A 24,538-nucleotide genomic window follows, 5' to 3' on the forward strand; every position below is an offset into this window, starting at 1 on the left:
CTCGACTACTCTGGTCAGGTGTTCGGACGCAGCAAGGACAGCGCCACCGCTGACGCAGAGCCCCTGACCGAGGAGACCCCCGGCCTCATCGAGGCACCCGGCAAGGGTCGCCCGACGCCGAAGCGGAAGGTCGCCGAGGCGGCGAACCGCCGTCCCCTCGTGCCGACGGACCGCAAGGCCGCCGCCAAGGAGGCCCGGGTCGCGCAGCGCGCCGAGCGCGACAAGCAGTACGTGGCGATGCAGACCGGCGACGAGCGCTACCTGCCCGCCAAGGACAAGGGCCCGGTGCGCCGCTACATCCGGCACTACGTGGACGCCCGCTGGAGCCTCGGCGAGCTGTTCCTGCCGGTGGCGATCGTCATGCTGCTGCTCAACATGCTGCTCTCGCAGGCCAGCCCGCAGGTGGCGGTGCTCGGGCTGCTGCTGCTCTACGTGTTCATCCTCGGCATGGTCGTGGACGTCGCGATCATGTGGCGTCGGCTGCGCAAGCGGCTGCTGGCCAAGTTCGGCGACGACCTGGTGCTGCGCGGGCTGATGATGTACTCGCTGACCCGCACCTTCCAGATCCGCCGCGCCCGCCTGCCCAAGCCGCAGAACAAGCACGGCGAGTACCCGTCCTGATCACGCCTAGGGTGGTGGCATGGTCAACTACCGCCACCTGGGCCGTTCCGGCCTGAAGATCACCGAGATCACCTACGGCAACTGGCTCACGCACGGCTCGCAGGTCGAGAACGAGACCGCGACCGCCTGCGTGCGCGCCGCGCTCGACGCCGGCATCACCAGCTTCGACACCGCGGACGTCTACGCGAACACGAAGGCCGAGGAGGTGCTCGGCGCGGCCCTCAAGGGCGAGCGCCGGCAGTCCCTCGAGGTCTTCACCAAGGTGTTCTGGCCCACCGGCCCCAAGGGCGCCAACGACATGGGCCTGTCGCGCAAGCACATCATGGAGTCGATCGACGGCTCGCTCGCCCGGCTGCAGATGGACTACGTCGACCTGTACCAGGCGCACCGCTACGACCACGCCACGCCGCTCGAGGAGACGATGCAGGCGTTCGCCGACGTCGTCCGTCAGGGCAAGGCGCTGTACATCGGCGTGAGCGAGTGGACCGCGGACCAGATCCGTGCCGGCCAGGCCCTCGCGAAGGACCTCGGCTTCTCGCTGGTGTCGAACCAGCCGCAGTACTCCGCGCTGTGGCGGGTCATCGAGGAGGAGGTCGTGCCGGCCTCCGAGGAGCAGGGTCTCTCGCAGATCGTCTGGTCCCCCGTCGCGCAGGGCGTGCTCACCGGCAAGTACCTGCCGGGCCAGCCGCTGCCGGCCGGCTCGCGCGCCACCGACGAGAAGGGCGGCTCGCGCACGGTCCGCTCGTTCCTCGACAGCCCGAACCTGCTCGAGCGCGTGCAGGGCCTGCGTCCGGTCGCCGACGAGCTCGGTCTGAGCATGGCGCAGCTCGCGGTGGCCTGGGTGCTGCAGAACACGAACGTCGCCGCGGCGATCATCGGCGCCTCCCGCCCCGAGCAGGTGCAGGAGAACGTCAAGGCCTCCGGCGTCGAGATCCCCGCCGAGCTCATGGCGACGATCGACGAGGTCCTGGGCGACTCGGTCGTCACGGACCCGGCGGAGACGGCGAAGAACTCCCCCGCCACCCGCTGACGCCCCCGTCCGCCGGCCCACGAGGTCGGTGGTTCTGCACGAGGTCGGTGGTTCGGACGCGCGTGATCGCGCACGAACCACCGACCTCGTCGGGTGTCGACGCCCGGACGGTCAGTCGCGGGGGACGGTCAGCCGCGGCAGGAGGATCCCGATCAGCGGGCCGATGCAGATCGCGTAGGCCAGCGTGCCGAGGCCGACCGTCCCGCCGAGCACCCAGCCGACGGCCACGACGGTGACCTCGATCGCGGCGCGCACCCGGCCGACCCGCCAGCCGGTGCGGGCGACGATGCCGGTCATCAGCCCGTCGCGCGGGCCGGGGCCGAGGCGCGCACCGATGTACAGGCCGCTGGCCAGGCCGTTCAGCAGCACACCGCCGGCGACCAGGGCGATCCGTCCGGCCAGCGGCAGCGCCTCGGGCAGCAGGTCGAGCAGCCGCAGCGCCGGGTCAACCAGCAGGCCGATCACCAGCACGTTGGCGACGGTGCCGATCCCCGGGCGCTGCCGCAGCGGCCACCACGCGATCAGCACGAGCACGCTGGTCACGAGCACGGCGGTGCCGAGCGACCAGCCGAGCCGCCGCGAGACGCCCTGGCTCAGCACGTCCCAGGGCATCGAGCCGAGGGCGGGGTGCACCAGCATCGCGATCGACAACGCGTAGAGCAGCAGGCCGCCGAGCAGCTGCACGGTCCGCCGTACCGCGTGCCGGGCCGGAGCAGTGGCGGGTACCGGGTCGGGGGCGGGGGCAGGGGCCCCGTCGGCAGCCGCCACGTCGAGAGGGTCGACGGGATCGGTGACGGGTGCGGTCGGCTGGCTCATGGACACATCCTGAGGCCCCGCTGGCCTTCCGATCGATAGCCACTTGCGGCAAAGTGGCCACATGACATCGCCGCTCGTCGCCGATCGCCGGATCAGCGGCCCCCGACTGGCCACCCTGCTCGGCCGCTGGCAGCGCCCCGGCCCGGCGTACCCCGCCCTGGCCGACGCGATCCGCCGCGCCGTGCTCGCCGGCACGCTCCCGCTGGCCACCCGTCTGCCCGGCGAGCGCGAGCTCGCGACCAGCACCGGCGTCTCCCGCACCACGAGCACCGCCGCGTACCGGCTGCTGCGCGAGGAGGGCTACCTGGTCAGCCGGCAGGGCTTCGGCACGGTGACCGCGCTCCCCCGTCCGCTCGGCTCGCAGGGCGGCACGGCGGCACCCGGGGCCACGTCCCGAACCGGGGGCACGATCCCGGGCGCCGCAGCGGCACCCACCGGCGGCCCGCGCACGACCCTCCGCGGTCAGCGGGCACCGCGCCGTCCCCGTGCGGAGACCGGCCTGCCGCTCCCCCACCCGCTCGCGCTGGACGGGATCGTGGACCTGTCGATCGCTGCTCCCGTCACCCCGCCCGACCTGGCCGACGCGATCGGCCGTGCGGCGGCGGCGCTCCCGCTGACCGGGATCGGCCACGGGTACGCCCCGCTGGGCCTCGACCTGCTGCGCGAGGCGCTGGCGGAGCGGTACACGGCCCGCGGGGTGCCGACGAGCGCGGAGCAGATCCTGGTGACCACCGGCGCGCAGCACGCGATCTCGCTGCTGATCAGCGCGCACGCCGGTCCGGGCGACCGGGTGGTGGTGGAGCAGCCGACCTACCCGCACGCGATCGACGCGGTGCGGGCGGTGGGCGCGCGACCGGTGCCGGTGCCCTCCGGCCCCGACGGCGCCACCGACCTCGACCTGCTGGAGTCCACCGTCCGGCAGGTCGCTCCGCGTCTGGTGTACCTGATCCCGGACCACCGCAACCCCACCGGCACCAGCCTGGACGCGGCGGCCCGCGCCCGCGCGCACGAGATCTCCCGGCGCACCGGCACCGTGGTCGCCGGTGACGAGGTGCTGACCGACCTGACGCTGGACGGCCCGCCGCCGCCCCCGTGGGCGGGTGACGGCACGTCGGCGCGGGTGGTGTCGATCGGCTCGATGTCCAAGAGCCACTGGGGCGGGCTGCGCGTCGGGTGGGTGCGCGGGTCGCGGGACCTGGTGACCCGGCTGGCGCTGGCCCGGCGCAGCGCGGACCTCGGCACCGCCGTGCTCGACCAGCTGGTCGCCGCCGAGCTGCTGCGCCAGGGCGACGGCCCGGTCGAGGCGCGCCGAGCAGAGCTGCGGGCCGGGCGGGACCTGCTGGTCGCGCTGCTGCGCGAGCGGCTGCCCACGTGGCGGTTCGACGTGCCCGCCGGTGGTCAGTCGCTGTGGGTGGATCTCGGCGCGCCGGTGTCCTCGGCGCTGTCGGCGCTCGCGCTGGCGCACGGGGTGCGGGTGGCGCCCGGGCCGGCGTTCGGCGTGGACGGGTCGATGGAGGACCGGCTGCGGCTGCCCTACACCGCGGGCGCCGAGGCGCTGGTGCGGGCGGTGGACGGGCTGGCGCTGGCGTGGGCGGCGCTCGGGGCGCCGGGCGGGGGCGTGCCCGCGGTCGCCGGCGGGTCCGGCGGGACGGCGAGCGCGCTGCTCACGGGCGCCCTGGTGTGACCCCCGGGCGCTCTCGGGGGCAGCGGCCGCGGGCCGGGTCCGACGCGCGGTGCGGCGGCGCCGGGGGCGCTACGCCGAGGCGGTTCCCGCGGCCGACCCCGTGCCCGGGCCGTGGTGCCAGGGCCGCTCCGGCACGTCCAGCGGGTGCGCCGGCGGCACGAGCGTGCCCGCGTTCAGCAGCACCGCCGTGGCCACCCCCTGCGCGCGCAGCGTGCGCCACTGCGTGCCGAGCCACTCCTCGGCGTCGTAGCGGGTGGTGAACGCGGGCGAGAGCGGACGGTCGAGCACGGTGCCGTCCGGGCCGGCGAGCTGCCACTCCCACTGCGGCCGCACGGTCAGACCCCGTCCGGGTGCTGCGCGCGGGCGGTGCGATCCTCGGCGTCGCGGGCGAGCGCCTTGACGATCCGGGACGCCCAGAACGGGCCCTCGTAGATGAAGCCGGTGTACCCCTGGATCAGGTCGGCCCCGGCGGCCAGGTAGGCGCGGGCGTCGGCCGGGGTGCTGATGCCGCCGACCCCGATGATCACCAGGCCGGCGCCGAGCCGGTGCCGCAGGCGGGAGACGACGACCAGGCCACGGTCGAGCAGCGGCGGGCCGGACAGCCCGCCCGGGCCGAGGTCGTGGGAGATCGTGGTGTTGACGGCGACCATGCCGTCCAGGCCGAGCTCGACGGCCAGGTCTGCCACGGCGTCGACGTCGGCGTCCGCGAGGTCCGGGGCGATCTTGACCAGCAACGGCACCCGGGGACGACCGGCTGCGGCGGCGGACTCGTCGGCGGCGGCGCGCACGGCCTGGAGGATCGGGCGCAGCGCGTCGACGGACTGGAGGTCGCGCAGGCCGGGGGTGTTCGGCGAGGAGACGTTGACCACCAGGTAGTCGGCGTAGGGCGCCAGGTGGCCCGCGCTGGTGGCGTAGTCGTCGGCGGCGTCGGCGGCCGGGGTGACCTTGGTCTTGCCGATGTTGACCCCGACCACCAGCGCGCGCCCGGAGGGCGTGGAGCGCAGGGCGCGGAGCCGGCGGGCGACCGCCACGGCGCCCTCGTTGTTGAAGCCCATCCGGTTGCGCAGCGCGCGGTCCGGGATGTGCCGCCAGAGCCGCGGCGCCTCGTTGCCGGGCTGCGCGAAGGCGGTGACGGTGCCGATCTCGACGTGCCCGAAGCCGAGCATCGTCAGCCCGGGGACGCCGACGGCGTTCTTGTCGAAGCCGGCGGCCAGGCCGAAGCGCGAGGGGAACGTGCGGCCGAGCACCTGCACCTGCCCCGCCGACGACGGGGCCATGATCGCGCGGATGACGGAGCGCAGCACCGGGACGCGCGACGCCACCCGGATCGCGAGGAAGGCGTAGTGGTGCGCCTTCTCGGTGTCGGTGCGGGCGAAGACCAGGCGGAAGAGGAGGCCGTACACGGCGCCCAACCTACCGGCCGGCGGGGACGTCGGGCCGGGACCCTGCGCCCTGGCCCGGCGCGCCCGGGCGTGTCCGCCACAGCCAGAGCAGCCCGAGGAACGGCAGCACCAGCGGCACGTAGGCGTAGCCCTGGCCGTAGACGGACCACACGGTCGCGTCCGGGAAGTCGCCCGCGTCGAGCACCGAGAGCGTCCCGACGGTGAGCACGCCCACCAGCTCGATCCCCACCGCCACCCAGGCGACCGTCCGCCAGCGCCCGGTGCCCCGGGCCAGCGCGACGGTGGCGAGCACGTAGACCAGGCCGGCGGCCAGCGACAGCGCGTACGCCAGCGGCGCCTCGTCGAAGTCGGTGGCGATCTGGTAGGCGCCGCGGACCGTGGCGGCCAGCGCGAGGATCCCGTAGATCGCGACCAGCACCCGGCCGGGGCCGGAGGCCGTGGAGCGCGGCGCGGGGTCGGCCGGCGGGACGGGTGCGGTCATCAGGACCCCCAGGTCTGGTTCAGGCGGAGCTGGAGGAACGCCACCGCGACGGCGGCGACCAGCAGGACGACGGAGGACCAGCGGCTGCGCTCGGCGAAGGCCCACAGGGCGGCGGCGGGCAGCAGCACCAGCTGGGTGACCACGTAGGACCAGAAGACCGCGGGCTCGGCGGGCACGGCACCGGTGGCGTGGCGCACGCCTGCGACGGCCGCCTGCACGAGCATCAGGCCCTCGACGACGGCCCCGCCCCACAGCTGACGGAGCACCACCGCGCGGTCACGGACCGCCCACCAGCCGGCCCACGCGGCGAGCGCCAGCGCGGCGACGGCGACGAGGACGGCGATCGGCGGGGTCACGGGGAGCCACGGTACCGGGCGCACCGCTAGCATCGAGGGGTGCCTCGAGTGACGTTGACCTCTGCGAACCCTGCCCGACTCTCCGCCGACGTGCTCGTCGTCGCGGTCGCCGCCTCCGAGAACGGCCCCCGGCTGCTCGGTGCGGACTGGCTGCCCGACGAGACGCGATCGCAGGTGACCGACCTGGCCACCGTGCTCGGCGTGACCGGCGCCCCCGACGAGGTGCGCAAGGTCCCGACCACCGGCAAGGTCGCCGCGAAGGTGCTGGTGCTCACCGGTGTGGGCGCGGTCGAGGGCACCGCCCCCGAGGCCGAGGCGCTGCGTCGCGCCGCCGGTGCCGCCCTGCGCGAGCTCGCCGGCACCGCCTCGGTCGCCGTCGCGCTGCCCGCCGAGGACGCCGCCCAGGTGGCCGCCGTCGCCGAGGGCGCCCTGTTCGGCGCCTACGCCTACACCCGCTACCGCGAGGCCGAGGCCGCCGCGAAGATCACCCCGCCGGCCGAGATCACGATCGCCACGCCGCGCGCCCGCGACAAGTCCGCCGCCGCCGCGCTGGCCCGCGCCGAGGTGCTCGCCGCCGCCGTGCACGGGGTGCGCGACCTGGTGAACACCGCCCCGAACGACCTGTACCCGGCCGCCTTCGCCGACGCCGCCAAGAGCGCGGTCAAGGACGCCGGTGCCAAGGGCGTGAAGATCACCGTGCTGGACGAGAAGGCGCTGGCCGCCGGCGGCTACGGCGGCATCCTCGGCGTCGGCCAGGGCTCGGCCCGCCCGCCGCGCCTGGTCAAGGTCGCCTACACCCCCTCGCGCCCGGCGGCGAAGATCGCGCTGGTCGGCAAGGGCATCACCTTCGACTCGGGCGGCATCTCGATCAAGCCGGCTGCCGGCATGGACGCGATGAAGTCCGACATGGCCGGTGCCGCCGCCGTGCTGCACACCGTGATCGCGGCCTCCCGCCTGGAGATCCCGGTGGCCGTCACCGCGTGGCTCTGCCTGGCCGAGAACATGCCGTCCGGCACCGCGCAGCGCCCGTCCGACGTGCTGACGATCCGCGGCGGCAAGACCGTCGAGGTGCTCAACACCGACGCCGAGGGCCGGCTGGTGATGGCCGACGGCCTGGTCGCCGCGGTCGAGGAGAAGCCCGACCTGGTGATCGACATCGCGACGCTCACCGGCGCGCAGCTGGTGGCGCTCGGCCCCCGGGTGTCCGCGGTCATGGGCACCGAGGACGCGCGCGGCGAGGTCGTGGACGCGGCCGGCACCGCCGGCGAGGCGTTCTGGCCGATGCCGCTGCCCGCCGACCTCAAGGCCGGCCTGAAGTCGCGGGTCGCCGACCTGGCGAACATCGGCGACCGCTTCGGCGGCATGCTGACCGCCGGCATCTTCCTGCAGGAGTTCGTCGGCTCGACCCCGTGGGCGCACCTGGACGTCGCCGGGCCGGCCTTCAACGAGAAGACCGCCTTCGGCTACACGCCGACCGGTGGCACCGGCGTGGGCGTGCGGACGCTTCTCACGCTGATCGAGGGTCGCGCCACGCGCTGATCCGACGCACCTGCACGCACGAGGGGCCGCCGCTCCGGGAGACCGGGGTGGCGGCCCCTCGTGCGGTCGGTCGGGGCGCGGGTGCGCTCAGGCCTGCTCGGCGGCGCGGCGGGCGTCCCGCTCGCGCTGGGCCCGCTCGCGCTCGATCCGCTGGCGGGAGTTCCAGTCGCGCATCCGCTGCGGGTAGCCGGTGCGCTGCACGTCGTACAGCGGGACGCCGAGGGTGCGGGCCAGCGCGGCGCCGGCCTTCGGGTCGGGCACCCGGCGCCGGGTCCACTCGCCGTCGGTGGCGATCAGCATCAGCGTGGTCTGCGTGACGTTGGTCTGCGGCTCCAGGTACGCCTCGACGCCCACCCGGGTGCGCGTGAACTCGCGCAGGTGCTCGAGCGTGGCCTGCTGCGCGTCACGCGGGCTGGGCGCGGCGGCGTCCGACCCGGTGGCGGCGCGGCGGCGGCGGCGGGAGAACAGACCCATGCCGGGAGCGTAACCGCCGACCCTGGACGCGCGGTCAGGTTCCACGCAGGACCCGCACAGGTGGCGCATCCCGGACGCCTGGCCTGGTCGAAACATGGGATGACTGTTCCCAGAATCACATCGCCGAGGCCGTGATCTGGGTCGTCCGGCCTAGACGGAGATGACAAGATGGGCGTCAACACACGTCGTTCGTGAATGTCTGCGCCGGAGGAGTCTTACGTGTCCGACACGACCGGGTCCGCTTTCGACATCGTCGTCCTGGGCGGAGGGAGTGGCGGCTACGCTGCCGCGCTCCGTGGCGCCCAGCTCGGCCTGACTGTCGCCCTCATCGAGGCCGACAAGGTCGGTGGCACCTGCCTGCACAATGGTTGCATCCCCACCAAGGCCCTGCTGCACGCGGCCGAGCTCGCCGACAACGCCCGTGAGGGCGCGCACTTCGGCGTGCAGACCGAGCTCAAGGGCATCGACATGGCCGGGGTCAACGAGTACAAGGACTCGGTGATCGCCCGCCTGTACAAGGGGCTGCAGGGGCTGATCAAGTCCCGCAAGATCACCGTGATCGAGGGCTACGGGAAGCTCGTCGCCCCCGACGCCGTCGAGGTCAACGGCCAGCGCGTCACCGGCAAGCACATCGTGCTCGGCACCGGCTCCTACGCCCGCTCGCTGCCCGGTCTGGAGATCGGCGGCCGGGTCATCACCTCCGACCAGGCGCTCAAGCTCGACTGGGTGCCGCGCTCCGCGATCATCCTCGGCGGCGGCGTCATCGGCTCGGAGTTCGCCAGCGTCTGGAAGTCCTTCGGCGCCGACGTCACGATCATCGAGGCGCTCCCCCACCTGGTCCCGAACGAGGACGAGGCGCTGTCGAAGGCCTTCGAGCGCGCGTTCCGCAAGCGCGGCATCAACTTCAACCTGGGCGTCCGGTTCTCCGGCGTCACCCAGAACGACGAGGGCGTGCACGTCACCCTCGAGGACGGCAAGACCTTCGACGCCGACCTGCTGCTGGTCGCCGTCGGCCGTGGCCCGTCGACCTCCGGCCTCGGCTACGAGGAGCAGGGCCTGACCCTGGACCGCGGCTTCGTCATCACGAACGAGCGCCTGCACACCGGCGTCGGCAACGTCTACGCGGTCGGCGACATCGTCCCGGGCCTGCAGCTCGCGCACCGCGGCTTCGCCCAGGGCATCTTCGTCGCCGAGGAGATCGCCGGCCTGAACCCGGCCCCGATCGTCGAGTCCGGCATCCCGCGCGTCACCTACTCCGACCCCGAGGTCGCCTCGGTCGGCCTCACCGAGGCCAAGGCCAAGGAGATCCACGGCGCGGAGAACGTCGAGACCCTCGAGTACAACCTCGGCGGCAACGGCAAGAGCCAGATCCTCGCCACCACCGGCTTCGTCAAGCTGGTGCGGCAGAAGGACGGTCCGGTGATCGGCGTCCACATGATCGGCGCGCGCGTCGGCGAGCTCATCGGGGAGGGCCAGCTCATCGTGAACTGGGAGGCCTACCCCGAGGACGTCGCGGCGCTCGTGCACGCCCACCCCACGCAGAACGAGGCTCTCGGTGAGGCGCACCTCGCGCTCGCCGGCAAGCCGCTGCACGCCCACAACTGACCCCACAGATCCAAGGAGACACGAGCGGTCATGTCCGACAACGTGCAGCTTCCCGCCCTCGGCGAGTCCGTCACCGAGGGCACCGTCACCCGCTGGCTGAAGAACGTGGGTGACCGGGTCGAGGTCGACGAGCCCCTGCTCGAGATCTCGACCGACAAGGTCGACACCGAGGTCCCCTCGCCGTTCGCCGGCGTGCTGGAGCAGATCCTGGTGCAGGAGGACGAGACCGCCGAGGTCGGCGCCGTCCTGGCCGTGATCGGCGACGGCAGCGGTGCCGGTGCGGAGGAGTCCGCCCCCGCCGAAGCTCCCGCCGCCGAGGCCGCGCCCGCCGCCGAGGCCGCGCCCGCCGCCGAGGCGCAGGAGGCCCCGGCCGCCGAGCAGGCCGCGCCGGTCGCCGACGCTGCCCCGGCCGAGGGCTCCGGCGAGGGCGAGCAGGTGCTCCTGCCCGCGCTCGGCGAGTCCGTCACCGAGGGCACCGTCACCCGCTGGCTCAAGGCCGTCGGCGACACCGTCGAGGTGGACGAGCCGCTGCTCGAGATCTCGACCGACAAGGTGGACACCGAGGTGCCGTCGCCGTTCGCGGGCACCCTCCAGCAGATCCTGGTCGGCGAGGACGAGACCGCGCAGGTCGGTGCCCCGCTCGCCGTGATCGGCTCCGGTGCCGCCGCTCCGGCCGCTGCCCCGGCCCCCGCTGCCGCCCCGGCCGCTGCTCCGGCTGCCGCCCCGGCCCCGGTGCCCGCGCCGGTCGCCGCCGCCCCGGCTGCTGCCCCGGCTCCCGCCGCCGCTCCGGCTGCTCCCGCCGCGTCGGCCCCGGCCCCGCAGGCCGGTGGCTCCTACCTGACCCCGCTGGTGCGCAAGCTCGCCGCGGAGAAGGGCGTGGACGTCGCCTCCCTCACCGGCACCGGTGTCGGCGGTCGCATCCGCAAGGAGGACGTGCTGGACGCCGCCGCGAAGGCCGAGGCCGCGGCGCAGGCACAGACCGCTGCTGCCGCCCCGGCTCCGGCTGCTGCCGCCGCCCCCGCCGCGTCGAAGACCGCCGAGGTCTCCCCGCTGCGCGGCACCACGGAGAAGGCCAGCCGCCTGCGGCAGGTCATCGCCGAGCGCATGGTGGACGCCCTGCACAGCCAGGCGCAGCTCACCTCCGTGGTCGAGGTCGACGTCACCAAGGTCGCCCGGCTCCGCGCGAAGGCCAAGGACGAGTTCAAGGCGCGCGAGGGCGTCAACCTGACGTTCCTGCCGTTCTTCGTCCAGGCCGCCGTCGAGGCCCTCAAGGTCCACCCCAAGATCAACGGGGTGCTCGAGGGCAAGGAGATCACGTACCACGGCACGGAGAACGTCGGCATCGCGGTCGACACCGAGCGCGGCCTCGTCGTGCCGGTGATCCGGGACGCGGGCGACCTCAACCTCGCCGGCATCTCCCGCAAGATCGCCGACCTCGCCGGTCGCACCCGCGCCAACAAGGTCACCCCGGACGAGCTGTCCGGCGCGACCTTCACGGTGACCAACACCGGCTCCGGCGGTGCGCTCTTCGACACCCCGATCGTCCCGGGCGGCACCTCCGCCATCCTGGGCACCGGCGCGATCGTCAAGCGCCCGGTCGTGATCAAGGACGCCGACGGCGCCGAGGTCATCGCGATCCGGTCCATGTGCTACCTGGCCCTGTCCTACGACCACCGCCTGGTGGACGGCGCGGACGCCTCGCGGTACCTGATGACCGTGAAGCAGCGGATCGAGGAGGGCGCGTTCGAGGCCGAGGTCGGCCTCTGATCGCCTGACCCGCGAACACCGGAGCCCCCGGCAGCCACCGCGCTGCCGGGGGCTCCGTCGCGTCTCGCGCGCCAGCCGCTGCTCCCGCGCGGGTGTGAGCGGCGCGACGGTGCGGACCGTGCCGACGCGACCTAGGGTCGAGGGATGGAGGTCGTGGTCGCGGGATCGAGCGGACTGATCGGGCAGGCGCTGGTGGCGCGGCTGCGCGCCGAGGGGCACGGGGTGCGACGGCTGGTCCGACGACCCGCGCAGGGCCCCGAGGAGCGCACCTGGGACCCGGCGACCGGGGTGCTCGACCCCGCGGCGCTGGCCGGTGCCGACGCCGTGGTGAACCTGGCCGGCGCCGGGGTCGGCGACAAGCGGCTGACCGCGTCCCGCAAGCAGGTGGTGCTGCGCTCCCGCACCGACGCCACCAGCCTGCTGGCGCGCACGATCGCCGGGCTCGACGCCCCGCCCCGCGTGCTGCTCCAGGGATCGGCCACCGGCGCCTACGGCGAGCGCGGCGACGACGTGCTGACCGAGGAGGAGCCGGGCGGCACCACCTTCCTCGCCGAGGTCGTGCGGCAGTGGGAGGGCGCCGCCGCTCCGGCCGTCGCGCACCCCGACGTGCGGGTGGCCTTCCTGCGCACCGGGATCGTGCTGGCTCCGCGCGGCGGGGCGCTCGTCAAGCTGCTGCCGCTGCTGCGGCTCGGTGTCGGCGGTCCGCTCGGGTCCGGCCGGCAGTACTGGTCCTGGATCACGCTGCCCGACGAGGTCGGGGCGATCGTGCACCTGCTGGACGCGCCGGTGAGCGGTCCGGTCAACCTGGTCGCCGAGCCCGCGACGAACCGCGAGATCACGCGGGCGCTGGCACGGGTGCTGCACCGGCCCGCCGCGATCCCGGTGCCGGCCTGGGCGCTGCGGATCGCCGTCGGGGAGTTCTCGCAGGAGATCCTCGGGTCGGTGCGCGCGGTGCCGACGGTGCTGCGGGCGTCCGGCTTCGTGCACGCGCACCCGACGATCGACGTGGCGGCTCCCGCGGTCCTCGGCTGAGCGGGCGGGCGCGGGCGGAGCGGGCGGGCCGATCGGGGCCGGTGGTCGATCGCCCCCGGGCCGCGCGCGGTCCCCGGACCCGCCGCGCCGCGCGTCAGTCCGCGATCGTGACGACCCGGCCCTCGTCCGCCGACACCCGCGCGGCGTCCAGCACCCGGGCGGTCGCCACCGCGTCCCGCGGGTCCACCGGCACCGGGCCGGTCCCCCGCACCCACGCCTCGACCGCACGGTAGTAGTCGGCGTGCCCGCCCGGGACCCGGCGCACCGGCACCCGCTCGTCGCCGTGCACCAGCCAGCCCTCGTGCGTGGGCTCCTCCGCCGGCGCGGACGTGCCGGCGATCACGTGCAGCGGCCCGGTCACCGTCTCGTCGAGGACGGCGAAGGGCGTCGCCTCGCCCTCGAAGCTCGTCACCAGGTAGGCGCCGCGGGCGCCGAGCACCCGCGTGCGCGGACCCGGCGCGCCGGTCAGCCCGCCCGCCTGCACGTGGCTGGTCACGACGGAGCCGTCGGCGCGCGGCCGGTGGCGCAGCGCGAGGAACACGTCGTCCACCGCGGGGGTGGTGAGGTTCGCCAGCTCGGCGTACACCGTCGCCACCGGCCCGAACAGCTGCACGGCGGAGTCCACCAGGTGCGATCCGAGGTCGAGCAGCAGGCCGCCGGCGCGGGTGTCGTTCTCCTTCCAGCGGTCCTGCGGCACCGGGCGCCAGCGCTCCCAGCGCCGCTCGAACCGGTGCACCGTGCCCAGGTCGCCCGCCGCGACCAGCGCGCGCAGGGTCTGCTGCTCCGGGTCCCAGCGCCGGTTGTGGAACACGGTCAACCGACCGCCCGCCGCCTCGCCGGCCTCCGCCAGCGCCACCGCCTCGTCCACCGTCGTCGCCAGCGGCTTGTCCACCACCACGGGCAGCCCCGCCGCGAGCGCCTGCGTGACGTGGGCGACGTGCTCCCCGGTGGGGCTGGCGATCACGACGACGTCCAGGTCCTCCGCGTGCGCGAGCAGGCTGGTGAGGTCCTGATCCACGGCGACGCCCGGCCAGTCGTGCTCGGCGGCGGCGGAGCGCGCGGGGTTGCGCGAGACCACCCGGACCACCTGGGCGCCGACCTCCCGCAGCAGGCGGGCGTGGATGCCCCGTCCCGCCGACCCGTACCCGACCAGTCCGACCCGCAGCGCCTCCGTCATGCCCGCCACCCTAGGTCCGCGCGCGCACCCCGCGCCCGCGCGAGCTCCCTCCCATGCCGAGCGGGCGATTCCTGTCGCCCATAGCGGACGATCGACGACAGGAGCTCCCCGCTCGGCGAGCGGTCAGCGCGTGCGGGCGAGGCGGCTGGGCCACCAGACGCGGTCGCCGAGGTCGTGCACGAGCGCGGGGACCAGCAGGCTGCGCACCACCAGCGTGTCCAGCAGCACGCCGAACGCCACGATGAACGCGAGCTGCGCGAGGAACAGCAGCGGGATCACGCCCAGCGCCGCGAACGTCACCGCGAGCACCACGCCGGCCGAGGTGATCACCCCGCCGGTCACCGCCAGCCCGCGCAGCACGCCCTCGCGGGTGCCGGAGCGCAGGCTCTCCTCCCGGACGCGCGACATCAGGAAGATCGAGTAGTCCACCCCGAGCGCGATCAGGAACGTGAAGGCGTACAGCGGCACCGCCGGGTCGGCGCCCGGGTAGTCGAGCACGTGCCGGAACACCAGCGCGGACACCCCGATCGCGGCGGCGAAGGACAGCACGTTGGCGGCCATCAGCAGCGCGGCGGCGGTCACGGAGCGCAGCAGCAGCATGAGGATCAGCAGGATCACCACGATCACGACGGGCACGATCACCCGCAGGTCACGGGTGCCGGCGTCCTGGGCGTCGAGGGTCTCGGCGGCGGCCCCACCGACCAGCGCGTCCGGCGCGACCTCGTGCACCGCGGCGCGCACCCGCTCGATCGTGTCGACGCCCGCGGTGGTGTCGGCGGCGGCCTCGGTGGTGACGTCGACGCGCACCAGCCCGTCCACCACCACCGGCTCGGCCGGCTCCTCGGGCGCACCCGACGCCCCGGGCTGCCCGTCGCCGCCGGTGTAGACCGCGGCCGAGACCACGCCGTCCACGTCCTGCGCGGCGTCGACCACCGCGTCAGCGTCCCCCGACGCCACGTACACCGTGGCCGGCTGCACGACGCCCGCCGGGAAGTGCGCGGCGAGCACGTCCTCGCCGGCCACCGCGTCGACCTCGGTGCGGAACACGTCGGCCTGGCTGGTGCCGGACGCCTGGAACGTCGGCAGGAAGGCGGCGAAGGCGGCGAGCACCACCGTCGTCACCACCCACACCAGCCGGTCCCGGCGCCCGACGGTGGCGGCGATCCTGCCCCAGATGCCGGTGACCGGCGCGTGCGTGGCGGGGTGCGGGCGGTGCTCGCCGGCCGCGACGGGCGCGTCGGCAGCGACCGGCGCGGCCGCGGCCGCGGAAGGCGTCTCCACCCGCGGCACGCGGGGCCAGAACAGCCCGCGCGAGCGCGGTCCGAGCACCAGGAGCAGCAGCGGGAGCAGCGTGAAGGACGCGAGGTACGCGGAGGCGATGCCGATCGCGCCGACCGGGCCGAGGCTGCGGTTGGAGGCGAGGTCGGACAGCAGCAGGCAGAGCAGACCGGCGATCACGGTGCCGGCGCTGGCGGTCACCGGCTCCAGGCTGGCCCGCAGCGCGCGGCGCATGGCGTCGGTCGGACGCTCCACCCGGTGCAGCTCCTCGCGGTAGCGGGCGACGATCAGCAGCGCGTAGTCCACCGAGGCGCCGACCACCAGGATCGAGAGGATGCCCTGCGCCTGTCCGTTCAGCGTGAGGTGCCCGGCGTCGGCCAGGTGGAACACCGCGAGCGCGGCGGCGCACAGCGCGAAGACGGCGGTGAGGATCACCAGGAACGGCAGGAAGGGCGACCGGTAGACCAGCACCAGGATCACCAGCACCGCACCGAGGGCCACCAGCAGCAGCACCCCGTCGATCCCGCCGAAGGCGTTGACCAGGTCGGCCACGTAGCCGCCGGGGCCGGTGACCCAGGCGCGCAGCCCGGCCTCGCCCGCGGAGTCGGCGGTGGCGCCGAGGTCGTCGGCCAGGGTGTCGCGCACGGCCTGCACGACGGCGCCGACCACCCGCTCGTCGTCGGCCAACGCCTCGTCGGCGACGCTCGCGTCCAGGGACAGCGGCACCAGCAGCGCCTCGCCGTCCTCGGAGGGCACGACCACCGGATCGGCGGTGAGCACGTCACCGATCGTGGCGGGGTCACCGGCGGAGGGATCGGCCCCGGGGATCTCGACGTCCGGCAGCGTGGCGATCGTCGCGCCCACGGTCGCCATCGCGTCGGCGGGCAGCGCGCCCTCGTCCTCGCCGGTGAGCACGACCAGCACCGGCAGGGCCTCGGACTGCGTGAAGTCGCCGGCCAGCGCTGCCGCCCGCGTGGACTCCGCCGAGGACGGCAGGAACGCCGCGGCATCGTTGGTCTGCACCTGGGACAGCCGGCCCTGCGCCATCCCGCCCAGACCGCCCACGGCCAGCCATCCGACCAGCACGACCAGCACCACCAGGCCGCGCCCGGCACCCCGCACCCAATTCCTCAGCATGCTGAGCACTATGCGCGACGGCCGCCGATCCGGCAACATGAACCCGAGCACACGCACGCACCACGCAGGAGGTCACCGGGGTGGAGAGGTCTGCCGGCCGGGAGACCGACCAGCGCTGGTCGGACGCTGCCTCGCGCGACCCGTCGCGCTGGCCGGTCGGACGGCTGCTGTCCGCGGCGGCCCGCCGGGTCGAGCGCGAGTGGAACACGCACCTGGACGCCTGGCAGCTCAACCACGCCAGCCTGCCCGTGCTCGTCATGCTCATGCGCGGCCCGCACACCCAGGCCGAGCTCGCCGTCGCCTGCTCGGTGACCGAGCAGACCATGAGCCGGGTGCTGGCCCGGATGGAGCGCACCGGCTACGTGCAGCGGTCCGACCACGCCACCGACCGGCGCAAGCACGCGATCAGCATCACCGATGCCGGGCGCGCGGTGGCGCTGGAGGCCGCCGACCCGGTCGCCGCCGAGGCCGTCGCCACCCGCGGGCTCACCCCCGAGCAGGTCGAGCAACTGCGCGCGCTGCTGACGATCGTGGCGCGCTCCACCCCACCGGAGGCCTGACGGGCGCGAGCCGGCGCCCCGGCTACCGCAGGACCCGCGGCATCCCGGCGAGGTCCTTCGCGATCTGACCCGCCCACTCGTCCACCTCGGCGAAGTCGCGGAAGTCCCCCTGCTCGGCGTCGATCATCGCGACCAGCGCCCGCTCCGCCAGCCCGAGCTCCTCGCGCTGCAGCCGACCCGCGAAGCAGCGAACGTCCCGGGCACCGGTGCGGCCGGCCACCGTCGCCACGTCGTCCGGGGCGCTCGCCGGCATCGGCGGCACCCCCACCGGCCCGGACCAGAACAGCCACACCGGCCGCGCCCGGAGCTGGCCGTGCTGCCGCTCCACCAGGTCGCGCAGCGCGGCGGCCAGCCGTCCGACGTACACCGCCGAGCCGAGCACCACCGCGTCGTAGGCGATCACCGAGGTCACGTCCTCCGGCTCGACCTCGTGCACCTCGTGGCCCGCCTCGCGCAGCCGCGTCGCCACCGCCGTGCCGATCTCCCGCGTGCCACCGTGCCGGGACGCCACCGTCACCAGGATGCGCATCGTGAACTCCCCCTCCCGAGCCGCCCCGTCGCGACGTCCACCCAGGCTCGCCCGCCGCCGCCCGACAGGTCCAGGGACCGAGGTCCCACGGATCGCGGACGTGTTCGCCGTGGGCGAGCCGGCGCGTGGTCGTCCGGGTCGCCACGATCGGTAGACTCCGTCGTCATGGCCCGTGAGAAGAACGCGAACCCGAGCGCGCCCGCGAAGGTGAAGAAGACCCGGTGGTACCACCAGGTCTGGCAGGCGTACCAGATGACCCGTCAGCAGGACTCCGCGGTCACCTGGATGATCCTCGCGGTGTTCGTCGGCATCATCGCGGTCGGCCTGGTGATCGGCCTGCTCGTCGGCCACTGGCTGTACTTCCTGCTGATCGCGCTGCCGTTCGCGGCCCTCGGCGCCATGTTCACGCTGACCCGCCGCGCGGAGCGCGCCGCCTACAGCCGGATCGAGGGCCAGCCCGGCGCGTCGATGTCGGCGCTCGGCACCATCCGTCGCGGCTGGACCTTCACCGAGGAGCCCGTCGCCATCGCGCCGCGCACCCAGGACCTCGTGTTCCGCGGCGTCGGCCGCCCCGGCGTCGTGCTGATCGGCGAGGGCCCCGCCCACCGCGTCGACAAGCTGCTCGAGTCCGAGCGCAAGCGCACCGCCCGCGTGCTCCAGGGCGTGCCGATCGTGCTGATCCAGGTCGGCAACGAGGAGGGCCAGGTGCCGCTGCCGAAGCTCGCGCGCACCGTGCAGCGCCTCAAGCCGTCGCTGACCAAGCAGGAGACCGGCGAGGTCGTCAAGCGCCTCACCGCCCTCGGCGCCGTGAAGATGCCGGTGCCGAAGGGCGTCGACCCGATGCGCGCGCGCCCCGACCGCAAGGGCATGAAGGGCCGCTGAGCCCGCCGGGCTCCCACGCACACCGAGAGGCCGTCACCCCGCGCAGGGTGACGGCCTCTCGCACGTCGGGGCCCGCGCGCCCGCGGGTCGCGTGCGCAGCGTCGCCGCCGCCGAGTGGTCACAGATGCGGGCTTCATCCGCGCGGAAGCCTGCATCTGTGACCACTCGGCACGTCCGCGGCGAGCCGCGAAGCCGGCTCAGCGGCGGACGATGGCGGTGGCGGCGAAGCGGTCGTGCAGGCCGCGCCCGTCGGCGTCCCACACGGCGGCCGGGATCACCAGGCACAGCAGCACCGTGCGGACCAGGCCGAGCAGCGGCCCCGGGGGCACGTCCGGGCCGGGGTCGGGAACGACGTCCGGGTCTCCCCCGCCGACCGGCGCGAGCGTGCGCGGGGCCAGCACCCGGCGCACCCGGATCCCGACGACGCGGTGGCCGAGCGTGAACCCGATCGTGCCGACCAGCAGCACGTTCTCCACCGCGAACACGGCCAGCTGCGCCAGCGGGTCGCCGTCGAACAGCACCGCCGCGATGGCCACGCAGGCCGCCCAGTCGATCACCAGCGCCACCACCCGCCGCCCGAGCGACGCCAGCGCCCCCGAGCCCTGCTCAGGCAGCCCGAGACGGGTGCCCCGCGGACCGGTGCCGGATCCGCCCGCCCCACCCACCGGGGGCCCGGAGAGCCACGAACCGACGTCCTCGCGATCGACCATGCGGACACGGTAACCGCCGTCCCGCACGATCCCGCGGCACCGACCCCGTTCGCGACTCATCCCGGACACACACCCGCCCGTCACGTAACACGTCCGAAACAATGGGTACACCCCAGGGAAACTGCCTGGCCCTAGCCTCGACCGTGCCCGGCGGCCACCGGGCACACCGACCCGAGGAGCAGCGGATGTTCAGCAAGCCAGAGGAAGTCCTGGCCTTCATCAAGGCCGAGGACGTCAAGTTCGTCGACGTCCGGTTCTGCGACCTGCCCGGCGTGATGCAGCACTTCAACGTGCCGGCCATCTCGGTCGACGAGAACTTCTTCGTCGAGGGCCAGATGTTCGACGGCTCGTCGATCCGTGGCTTCCAGGCGATCAACGAGTCCGACATGAAGCTCCTGCCGGACGTGACGACGGCCTTCGTCGACCCGTTCCGCGCCGAGAAGACCCTCGTGCTGAACTTCCACATCGTCGACCCGTACACCGACGAGCCCTACAGCCGCGACCCCCGCCAGGTCGCCGCCAAGGCCGAGGCGTACCTGCGGTCGACCGGCATCGCCGACACCGCCTTCTTCGCCCCCGAGGCGGAGTTCTACATCTTCGACGACGTGCGCTTCGAGACGAAGCAGAACTCGTCCTTCTACTCGATCGACTCCATCGAGGCGGCCTGGAACACCGGCCGCGTCGAGGAGGGTGGCAACCTCGGCCACAAGACCCCCTACAAGGGCGGCTACTTCCCCGTCCCGCCGGTCGACCACTTCGCCGACCTGCGCGACAAGATCTCGCTCCAGCTGGACGAGCTCGGCCTCGAGGTCGAGCGCGCCCACCACGAGGTCGGCACCGCCGGCCAGGCGGAGATCAACTACCGCTTCGACACGCTCGCCAAGTCGGCCGACAAGGTGCAGCTGTTCAAGTACGTCGTGAAGAACGTGGCGCACGCCGACGGCCGCACCGCGACCTTCATGCCGAAGCCGCTGTTCGGCGACAACGGCTCGGGCATGCACGTGCACCAGTCCCTGTGGAAGGACGGCAAGCCGCTGTTCTTCGACGAGAAGGGCTACGGCGGCCTGTCCGACCTCGCCCGCTGGTACATCGGCGGCCTGCTCAAGCACGCCCCGTCGCTGCTGGCCTTCACCAACCCGACGGTGAACTCCTACCACCGCCTGGTCCCCGGCTTCGAGGCCCCGGTCAACCTGGTCTACTCGGCCCGCAACCGCTCCGCGTGCATCCGCGTGCCCGTGACCGGCTCGAACCCGAAGGCCAAGCGCATCGAGTTCCGCGTGCCGGACCCGTCGTCCAACCCGTACCTGGCGTTCGCCGCCATGCTGATGGCGGGCCTCGACGGCATCCAGAACCGCATCGAGCCGCCGGAGCCGGTCGACAAGGACCTGTACGAGCTGCCCCCGGAGGAGCACGCCCAGATCGCCCAGGTCCCGGGCTCGCTCTCCGAGGTGCTCGACAACCTCGAGGCCGACCACGACTGGCTGACCGCCGGCAACGTGTTCACCCCGGACCTGATCCAGACCTGGATCGACTACAAGCGCTCCGCCGAGGTCGACCCGATCCGTCTGCGCCCGCACCCGCACGAGTTCGAGCTCTACTACGACGTGTGATCGGCGGCGGCTCCGCTGAGCCGCCTCGCGTCTGACACCGGCACCCCCGTCACCCTCGCGGTGGCGGGGGTGCTGTGCGTCCGGGCCTCAGTCCAGCCGTGCGCAGCTGCCGCACCGGGCGAGGTCGCCGGTGCCGATCTCCCAGCTGCCCGGGGAGATCTGCTGCCCGTTGGGGCAGTCGCTGTAGTCGTGGAAGACCTGCGGGTCACGCTGGTCCCGGGAGTGGTACGGGTACGACCTGGTCGCCATGTCCTTCTCCTCGATCCGACCGGGGTGCGCCGTTGCACCCCGTGATCGGCACGCTAGACCTGCGACGGGCGGCGCGAGGGCGGTTTCACGCGGGCTGCCAGGATCGGTTCGCCACGCGCGCGGGCGTGACCGAGGAGACAGCCCGCGACCTCGCAGGACGCCCGGATCGGCGCACGGGCGGGCGTACGCTCGAACGAGGCCCACGCACCCTGGCGCGGGTCGGAGGAGGAACCGTGGGACGGCCCGAGGCGAAGTGCCCGATCCGGCCCGGGGACCCGTGCACGCTGTGCTTCCCCGGTGCCGACGGCCCGCAGAACTGCGGTCTGGTGTGGCTGGTGATGGACGACGAGGAGCAGCGCGCCGAGCTGCACGACCTCACGGTCGCCCAGCGCCAGGCCGCCCGCGAGGCGCGCTGACCCCGCTCCCCCGGGCCCCCACCCCGCCCCACGAGGTCGGTGGTTCCGCACGAGGTCGGCGGTTCCGCACCGCGTGATCGCGCACCAACCACCGACCTCGTCGGGCCGCAGCGAACCGCTCAGCGCGTGAGGCTGGCCCCGTTGCTGCGGATCACCTCGGCGTACCAGCCGAAGGACTTCTTCTTGTACCGGGCCAGCGTGCCGCTGCCGTCGTCGTTCCGGTCCACGTAGACGAAGCCGTAGCGCTTGCTCATCTGCGCGGTGGACGCCGACACCAGGTCGATGCACCCCCACGACGTGTAGCCGAGCACCTGCACGCCGTCCTCGATCGCCTCGCCGACCTGCACCAGGTGGTCGTTGAGGTAGGAGATCCGGTAGTCGTCCTCGACCGTGGGCACGCCGTCGACCTCGACCAGCGCGTCGCGGGCGCCGAGCCCGTTCTCGACGATGAACAGCGGCTTGCCCCAGCGGTCCCAGAACTGGTTCATCACGATCCGCAGGCCGACCGGGTCGATCTGCCAGCCCCACTCGGAGGCCGCCAGGGTGGGGTTCGGCACGCCGCCCATGATGTTGCCGGCGCCGGGGGTGCGGGCGTCGGGGTCGCCGGTCTCGCAGAGGCTCATGTAGTACGAGAACGAGACGAAGTCGACGGTGTGCCGCAGGATCTCCCGGTCCTCGTCGGTGATGTCGAGGGTGACGCCGCGCTCGCGCAGGTGGCGCAGCAGGTAGCCGGGGTACTCGCCGCGGACGTGCAGGTCGCCGAACGCCAGGTTGAGGTGGTCGGCGTGCATCACGGCGAGCGCGTCGGCGGGCGCCGGGGTCAGCGGGTAGGTCGGCATGGCGATCACCATGCAGCCGATCTGCGCCTGCGGGGCGACCTCGCGGGCGATCTTCGTGGCGAGCGCGCTGGCGACCATCTCGTGGTGCACGGCCTGGTACAGGTCGGTGTCGGACAGCTGCTCGCGCGGGGTGGCGATGCCGCCGGACAGGAACGGGGCGTGCAGCACGGAGTTGATCTCATTGAAGGTCAGCCAGTACCGCACGCGGTGGCCGTAGCGCTCGAGCAGGGTGCGGGCGTAGCGGGCGTAGAACCCGATCAGGTCGCGGCTGACCCAGCCGTCGTAGGTGCGGGCGAGGTGCAGCGGGGTCTCGTAGTGCGACATGGTGATCAGCGGCTCGATGCCGTGCTTCTCGCACTCGTCGATCACCCGGTCGTAGAACGCGAGGCCCTCCTCGTTCGGGGTCTCCTCGTCGCCGCGCGGGAAGATCCGCGACCACGCGATCGAGAACCGGAACACCGAGAAGCCCATCTCGGCCAGCAGCGCGATGTCCTCGGCGTACCGGTGGTAGAAGTCGACGCCTTCGAGCTTGAGGTTGTCCGGGGTCGGCCCCTCGGTGGGCGGGGTCATCAGGCCGTGCGGCATGACGTCCTGGATGGACAGGCCCTTGCCGCCCTCGGCGTAGGCGCCCTCGATCTGGTTGGCGGCGGTGGCACCGCCCCAGAGGAAGCCCTCGGGGAACGGGGTGGTGGTGCTGGTCACGGGTGGAGCCCTTCTGATGGGTGCGGGAGGAGGGGCGTGCTCAGGCCGTCGCCGCGTCGAGGTCGGTGGCAAGCATCGTCGCGAGGTCATCGAGCACGGCGTCGGCGCCGGCCCCCTCGGCGGTGATCTCGACGGTCTCGCCGTGCTGGAGCCCGAGGCCCATCACCAGGAGCAGGCTGGCGGCGGTGACCGGCGCCGCCCCAGGCCGACCGATCGTGACCGGGACGGCGGCGGCCGCCGCGGCCTTGGCGAGCACACTGGCGGGCCGGGCGTGCAGACCGGCGGCGGTGGCGATGGTGACGTGGCGGTGCGGCACGGGGAGATCTCTTCTCTGGCGATTCGGTTCGTGCAGATCGGGAGGACATGAAAAAAGACCTGCGCGATTCTTCGGCGCCGGGCCGGAGAATGTCAGCAGGTCTTGCCTGATCGAATCAGTCACAATCCTTCGATGTTCGGTTCTTTTTCTACCTCCGCGCGGGTGCCCGCGTCAAGGCGGCGACACTTTCATCCGAGCATTGTCTGCACCGCGTCGTGCACCTCGTCCAGCGGCGCGCGCAGTGCGAGCTGGGTCTGCCCGTACTGCTCGAGCAGCATCGACACCCCCGCCAGCGCGCGCAGGGCGTCGCGGTCCGCGAGCGCCGGGTCGGCCAGCTCCAGCCGCAGCCGCAGGAAGCAGTGCGTGACGGCGGTGACGTTCCCGGCCCCGCCCACCAGCCGCACGATGTCGGCGGCCAGCGCCGCGGGGTCCACGCGGCCCGCTCCCCCGGTCACGCGCCGGCCTCGGCGACCAGCCGGCTGACGTGCAGCGCCAGGTACAGCACCTCGGCGCGGTCCACCGGCCAGCCGAACCGCTCGGCCAGCAGCTGCGCGATCCGCACGGCGCAGTCGTACTCGCGGGGCCGGGACTCGCGCAGCACCGCCGCCATGGCCTCCTCGGGGATGTCGGCGGTGCGGCCCTGCTGCTGGCGCACCACCAGGTAGCGCAGGTGGGTGACGAAGCGCGCGGCGGGCACGGAGGTCTCGTCGACCCGCACGCCGAGGTCCTGGTGGATCAGGCCGAGGACCTCGGTGAGCACCCGGGTGATCCGCACGGTGCGGGTCATGTCCCCGGCACCGAGCTGGGCGTTGACGAAGTGCAGCGCGAGGGCCGCCGCCTCCTGCTCCGGCAGCCGCACGCCGCGCTCGGCCTCGATCGTGCCCAGCGCCGTGCGGGCGAGCGCGACCTCCGCCGGGTACAGCGTGAGCACCTCCCACTGGAGCGGGTACTCCAGGTCCTCGACGCCCTCGCGGGCCCGACGCAGCGCGAAGGAGATGTGGTCGGCCAGCGGCAGCAGCACGTGCTCGGCGGCGCCGGGCACCAGGGCGTGCTGCACCTGGTCCAGCACCCGGCCGGCGAGCGCGAGGTCCTCCGGCGGGATCTCCTGGAGCAGCCGGACCAGCCGCTCGGGCGGGGTGGCTCCGCTGGGCACGAAGGTCTTGTCGACCAGCTCGGCCTTGACGGTGTCACCGGGTCGCGAGCCGAAGCCGACGCCCGGTCCGAGCAGCACGTGCTCGGCGCCCTGCTCGTCCACCCCGAGCACCACGCTGTTGTTGAAGACCTTCGTGATCCGCAACCCGGTGACTCCTTCGTCCGTCGGGGTC

Annotated in this window: 26 protein-coding genes; 11 read left to right on the plus strand and 15 right to left on the minus strand. The window is 73.9% G+C overall.

All coding sequences use genetic code 11. The features are described 5' to 3' along the window. Positions 1-18 precede the first annotated feature (18 nt). Together ACZ5HG_RS11835 and ACZ5HG_RS11840 are read left to right on the plus strand one after the other, a co-directional pair. Positions 19-621 (plus strand): DUF3043 domain-containing protein, encoded by a 603-nt coding sequence (locus ACZ5HG_RS11835; protein ID WP_464176461.1) that lies wholly within the window; start codon positions 19-21, stop codon positions 619-621. 19 nt (positions 622-640) lie between these two features. Beyond that, entirely contained in the window at positions 641-1,651 is a 1,011-nt protein-coding gene (locus ACZ5HG_RS11840) for an aldo/keto reductase family protein (RefSeq protein WP_464176463.1), read from the plus strand. Positions 1,652-1,762: 111 nt separating this feature from the next. Here the strand turns inward: ACZ5HG_RS11840 and yczE are convergent, their stop codons facing one another. Continuing rightward, positions 1,763-2,467 carry a membrane protein YczE gene (gene yczE / locus ACZ5HG_RS11845; protein WP_464176465.1) on the minus strand — a complete coding sequence of 235 codons (705 nt, stop codon included), beginning with the start codon at positions 2,465-2,467 and terminating at the stop codon, positions 1,763-1,765. A gap of 61 nt (positions 2,468-2,528) precedes the next feature. Here yczE and yczR point away from each other — a divergent pair, with 61 nt between their 5' ends. Continuing rightward, positions 2,529-4,151 carry a MocR-like transcription factor YczR gene (yczR, locus tag ACZ5HG_RS11850; RefSeq protein WP_464176467.1) on the plus strand — a complete coding sequence of 541 codons (1,623 nt, stop codon included), beginning with the start codon at positions 2,529-2,531 and terminating at the stop codon, positions 4,149-4,151. 69 nt (positions 4,152-4,220) lie between these two features. Here yczR and ACZ5HG_RS11855 read toward each other — a convergent pair whose 3' ends face one another. The 4 genes from ACZ5HG_RS11855 to ACZ5HG_RS11870 are packed head-to-tail and all read right to left on the minus strand — an operon-like array spanning position 4,221 to position 6,391. Next, on the minus strand, positions 4,221-4,484 hold the full coding sequence (locus tag ACZ5HG_RS11855; protein ID WP_464176469.1) for a hypothetical protein: 264 nt from the start codon (positions 4,482-4,484) through the stop codon (positions 4,221-4,223). 2 nt (positions 4,485-4,486) lie between these two features. Beyond that, entirely contained in the window at positions 4,487-5,554 is a 1,068-nt protein-coding gene (locus tag ACZ5HG_RS11860; protein WP_464176471.1) for a quinone-dependent dihydroorotate dehydrogenase, read from the minus strand. Between the two features lie 10 nt (positions 5,555-5,564). Continuing rightward, positions 5,565-6,035: a hypothetical protein gene (locus tag ACZ5HG_RS11865; RefSeq protein ID WP_464176473.1), complete on the minus strand. Its 471-nt coding sequence runs from the start codon at positions 6,033-6,035 to the stop codon at positions 5,565-5,567. Next, positions 6,035-6,391 carry a hypothetical protein gene (locus ACZ5HG_RS11870; protein ID WP_464176475.1) on the minus strand — a complete coding sequence of 119 codons (357 nt, stop codon included), beginning with the start codon at positions 6,389-6,391 and terminating at the stop codon, positions 6,035-6,037. The genes ACZ5HG_RS11865 and ACZ5HG_RS11870 overlap by 1 nt, the downstream gene beginning before the upstream one ends. Positions 6,392-6,430: 39 nt before the next feature. On the opposite strand from ACZ5HG_RS11870, the gene ACZ5HG_RS11875 reads away from it, so the two are divergent. Beyond that, complete coding sequence (locus tag ACZ5HG_RS11875; protein ID WP_464176477.1) at positions 6,431-7,930, plus strand: leucyl aminopeptidase; 1,500 nt, start codon at positions 6,431-6,433, stop codon at positions 7,928-7,930. An 87-nt stretch (positions 7,931-8,017) separates the two neighbouring features. Here the strand turns inward: ACZ5HG_RS11875 and ACZ5HG_RS11880 are convergent, their stop codons facing one another. Further along, the gene (locus ACZ5HG_RS11880) at positions 8,018-8,404 is read right to left on the minus strand and encodes an oxidoreductase (RefSeq protein ID WP_464176479.1); all 387 of its coding nucleotides are present in this window, start codon (positions 8,402-8,404) and stop codon (positions 8,018-8,020) included. Positions 8,405-8,599: 195 nt separating this feature from the next. On the opposite strand from ACZ5HG_RS11880, the gene lpdA reads away from it, so the two are divergent. The 3 genes from lpdA (at position 8,600) to ACZ5HG_RS11895 (ending at position 12,808) form a co-directional block, all read left to right on the plus strand. Next, the gene (gene lpdA / locus ACZ5HG_RS11885; RefSeq protein ID WP_464176481.1) at positions 8,600-10,009 is read left to right on the plus strand and encodes a dihydrolipoyl dehydrogenase; all 1,410 of its coding nucleotides are present in this window, start codon (positions 8,600-8,602) and stop codon (positions 10,007-10,009) included. Between the two features lie 30 nt (positions 10,010-10,039). Then, a complete protein-coding gene (gene sucB, locus ACZ5HG_RS11890; RefSeq protein ID WP_464176483.1) occupies positions 10,040-11,776 on the plus strand; it encodes a 2-oxoglutarate dehydrogenase, E2 component, dihydrolipoamide succinyltransferase in 1,737 nt (578 codons plus the stop codon). Between the two features lie 144 nt (positions 11,777-11,920). Beyond that, positions 11,921-12,808: a TIGR01777 family oxidoreductase gene (locus ACZ5HG_RS11895; RefSeq protein ID WP_464176485.1), complete on the plus strand. Its 888-nt coding sequence runs from the start codon at positions 11,921-11,923 to the stop codon at positions 12,806-12,808. Between the two features lie 94 nt (positions 12,809-12,902). Here ACZ5HG_RS11895 and ACZ5HG_RS11900 read toward each other — a convergent pair whose 3' ends face one another. Continuing rightward, a complete protein-coding gene (locus tag ACZ5HG_RS11900; RefSeq protein ID WP_464176487.1) occupies positions 12,903-13,985 on the minus strand; it encodes a Gfo/Idh/MocA family protein in 1,083 nt (360 codons plus the stop codon). A gap of 123 nt (positions 13,986-14,108) precedes the next feature. Further along, positions 14,109-16,400 (minus strand): MMPL family transporter, encoded by a 2,292-nt coding sequence (locus ACZ5HG_RS11905; RefSeq protein WP_464176489.1) that lies wholly within the window; start codon positions 16,398-16,400, stop codon positions 14,109-14,111. An 80-nt stretch (positions 16,401-16,480) separates the two neighbouring features. Between ACZ5HG_RS11905 and ACZ5HG_RS11910 the strand changes: the two genes are divergently transcribed. Then, a complete protein-coding gene (locus tag ACZ5HG_RS11910; protein WP_464176491.1) occupies positions 16,481-16,960 on the plus strand; it encodes a MarR family winged helix-turn-helix transcriptional regulator in 480 nt (159 codons plus the stop codon). 22 nt (positions 16,961-16,982) lie between these two features. Here ACZ5HG_RS11910 and ACZ5HG_RS11915 read toward each other — a convergent pair whose 3' ends face one another. After that, entirely contained in the window at positions 16,983-17,489 is a 507-nt protein-coding gene (locus ACZ5HG_RS11915) for a flavodoxin domain-containing protein (protein ID WP_464176493.1), read from the minus strand. A 165-nt stretch (positions 17,490-17,654) separates the two neighbouring features. Between ACZ5HG_RS11915 and ACZ5HG_RS11920 the strand changes: the two genes are divergently transcribed. Continuing rightward, entirely contained in the window at positions 17,655-18,371 is a 717-nt protein-coding gene (locus ACZ5HG_RS11920) for a DUF4191 domain-containing protein (protein WP_464176495.1), read from the plus strand. Positions 18,372-18,568: 197 nt separating this feature from the next. Here the strand turns inward: ACZ5HG_RS11920 and ACZ5HG_RS11925 are convergent, their stop codons facing one another. After that, positions 18,569-19,081: an RDD family protein gene (locus tag ACZ5HG_RS11925; protein WP_464176497.1), complete on the minus strand. Its 513-nt coding sequence runs from the start codon at positions 19,079-19,081 to the stop codon at positions 18,569-18,571. A gap of 185 nt (positions 19,082-19,266) precedes the next feature. On the opposite strand from ACZ5HG_RS11925, the gene glnA reads away from it, so the two are divergent. Further along, positions 19,267-20,691, plus strand: a complete 1,425-nt coding sequence (glnA, locus tag ACZ5HG_RS11930; protein WP_464176499.1) for a type I glutamate--ammonia ligase — start codon at positions 19,267-19,269, stop codon at positions 20,689-20,691. An 87-nt stretch (positions 20,692-20,778) separates the two neighbouring features. Here the strand turns inward: glnA and ACZ5HG_RS11935 are convergent, their stop codons facing one another. Then, a complete protein-coding gene (locus ACZ5HG_RS11935; RefSeq protein ID WP_464176501.1) occupies positions 20,779-20,940 on the minus strand; it encodes a hypothetical protein in 162 nt (53 codons plus the stop codon). A 233-nt stretch (positions 20,941-21,173) separates the two neighbouring features. Here ACZ5HG_RS11935 and ACZ5HG_RS11940 point away from each other — a divergent pair, with 233 nt between their 5' ends. Next, positions 21,174-21,356, plus strand: coding sequence for a DUF6767 domain-containing protein (locus ACZ5HG_RS11940; protein ID WP_464176503.1), 183 nt, complete (start codon positions 21,174-21,176; stop codon positions 21,354-21,356). Positions 21,357-21,475: 119 nt separating this feature from the next. Here ACZ5HG_RS11940 and ACZ5HG_RS11945 read toward each other — a convergent pair whose 3' ends face one another. The 4 genes from ACZ5HG_RS11945 to ACZ5HG_RS11960 form a co-directional block, all read right to left on the minus strand. After that, a complete protein-coding gene (locus tag ACZ5HG_RS11945) occupies positions 21,476-22,897 on the minus strand; it encodes a glycoside hydrolase family 1 protein (protein WP_464176505.1) in 1,422 nt (473 codons plus the stop codon). Between the two features lie 40 nt (positions 22,898-22,937). Then, entirely contained in the window at positions 22,938-23,213 is a 276-nt protein-coding gene (locus ACZ5HG_RS11950) for an HPr family phosphocarrier protein (RefSeq protein ID WP_464176507.1), read from the minus strand. 188 nt (positions 23,214-23,401) lie between these two features. Then, positions 23,402-23,647 carry a PTS transporter subunit EIIB gene (locus ACZ5HG_RS11955; protein ID WP_464176509.1) on the minus strand — a complete coding sequence of 82 codons (246 nt, stop codon included), beginning with the start codon at positions 23,645-23,647 and terminating at the stop codon, positions 23,402-23,404. 17 nt (positions 23,648-23,664) lie between these two features. Then, positions 23,665-24,510: a PRD domain-containing protein gene (locus tag ACZ5HG_RS11960; protein WP_464176511.1), complete on the minus strand. Its 846-nt coding sequence runs from the start codon at positions 24,508-24,510 to the stop codon at positions 23,665-23,667. Positions 24,511-24,538 lie beyond the last annotated feature (28 nt).

The sequence above is a fragment of the Cellulomonas sp. GTC20042 genome (genome assembly GCF_055389595.1).

What these genes read in the sequence shown, in the direction of transcription:
- ACZ5HG_RS11880 (WP_464176479.1), bottom strand. Translation starts at nt 8,404, where the DNA reads ATGGGTCTGTTCTCCCGCCGCCGCCGCCGCGCCGCCACCGGGTCGGAC.
- ACZ5HG_RS11920 (WP_464176495.1), top strand. Translation starts at nt 17,655, where the DNA reads ATGGCCCGTGAGAAGAACGCGAACCCGAGCGCGCCCGCGAAGGTGAAG.
- yczE (WP_464176465.1), bottom strand. Translation starts at nt 2,467, where the DNA reads ATGAGCCAGCCGACCGCACCCGTCACCGATCCCGTCGACCCTCTCGAC.
- ACZ5HG_RS11935 (WP_464176501.1), bottom strand. Translation starts at nt 20,940, where the DNA reads ATGGCGACCAGGTCGTACCCGTACCACTCCCGGGACCAGCGTGACCCG.
- lpdA (WP_464176481.1), top strand. Translation starts at nt 8,600, where the DNA reads ATGTCTGCGCCGGAGGAGTCTTACGTGTCCGACACGACCGGGTCCGCT.
- ACZ5HG_RS11895 (WP_464176485.1), top strand. Translation starts at nt 11,921, where the DNA reads ATGGAGGTCGTGGTCGCGGGATCGAGCGGACTGATCGGGCAGGCGCTG.
- sucB (WP_464176483.1), top strand. Translation starts at nt 10,040, where the DNA reads ATGTCCGACAACGTGCAGCTTCCCGCCCTCGGCGAGTCCGTCACCGAG.
- ACZ5HG_RS11905 (WP_464176489.1), bottom strand. Translation starts at nt 16,400, where the DNA reads ATGCTGAGGAATTGGGTGCGGGGTGCCGGGCGCGGCCTGGTGGTGCTG.
- ACZ5HG_RS11840 (WP_464176463.1), top strand. Translation starts at nt 641, where the DNA reads ATGGTCAACTACCGCCACCTGGGCCGTTCCGGCCTGAAGATCACCGAG.
- glnA (WP_464176499.1), top strand. Translation starts at nt 19,267, where the DNA reads ATGTTCAGCAAGCCAGAGGAAGTCCTGGCCTTCATCAAGGCCGAGGAC.
- yczR (WP_464176467.1), top strand. Translation starts at nt 2,529, where the DNA reads ATGACATCGCCGCTCGTCGCCGATCGCCGGATCAGCGGCCCCCGACTG.
- ACZ5HG_RS11915 (WP_464176493.1), bottom strand. Translation starts at nt 17,489, where the DNA reads ATGCGCATCCTGGTGACGGTGGCGTCCCGGCACGGTGGCACGCGGGAG.
- ACZ5HG_RS11925 (WP_464176497.1), bottom strand. Translation starts at nt 19,081, where the DNA reads ATGGTCGATCGCGAGGACGTCGGTTCGTGGCTCTCCGGGCCCCCGGTG.
- ACZ5HG_RS11865 (WP_464176473.1), bottom strand. Translation starts at nt 6,035, where the DNA reads ATGACCGCACCCGTCCCGCCGGCCGACCCCGCGCCGCGCTCCACGGCC.
- ACZ5HG_RS11900 (WP_464176487.1), bottom strand. Translation starts at nt 13,985, where the DNA reads ATGACGGAGGCGCTGCGGGTCGGACTGGTCGGGTACGGGTCGGCGGGA.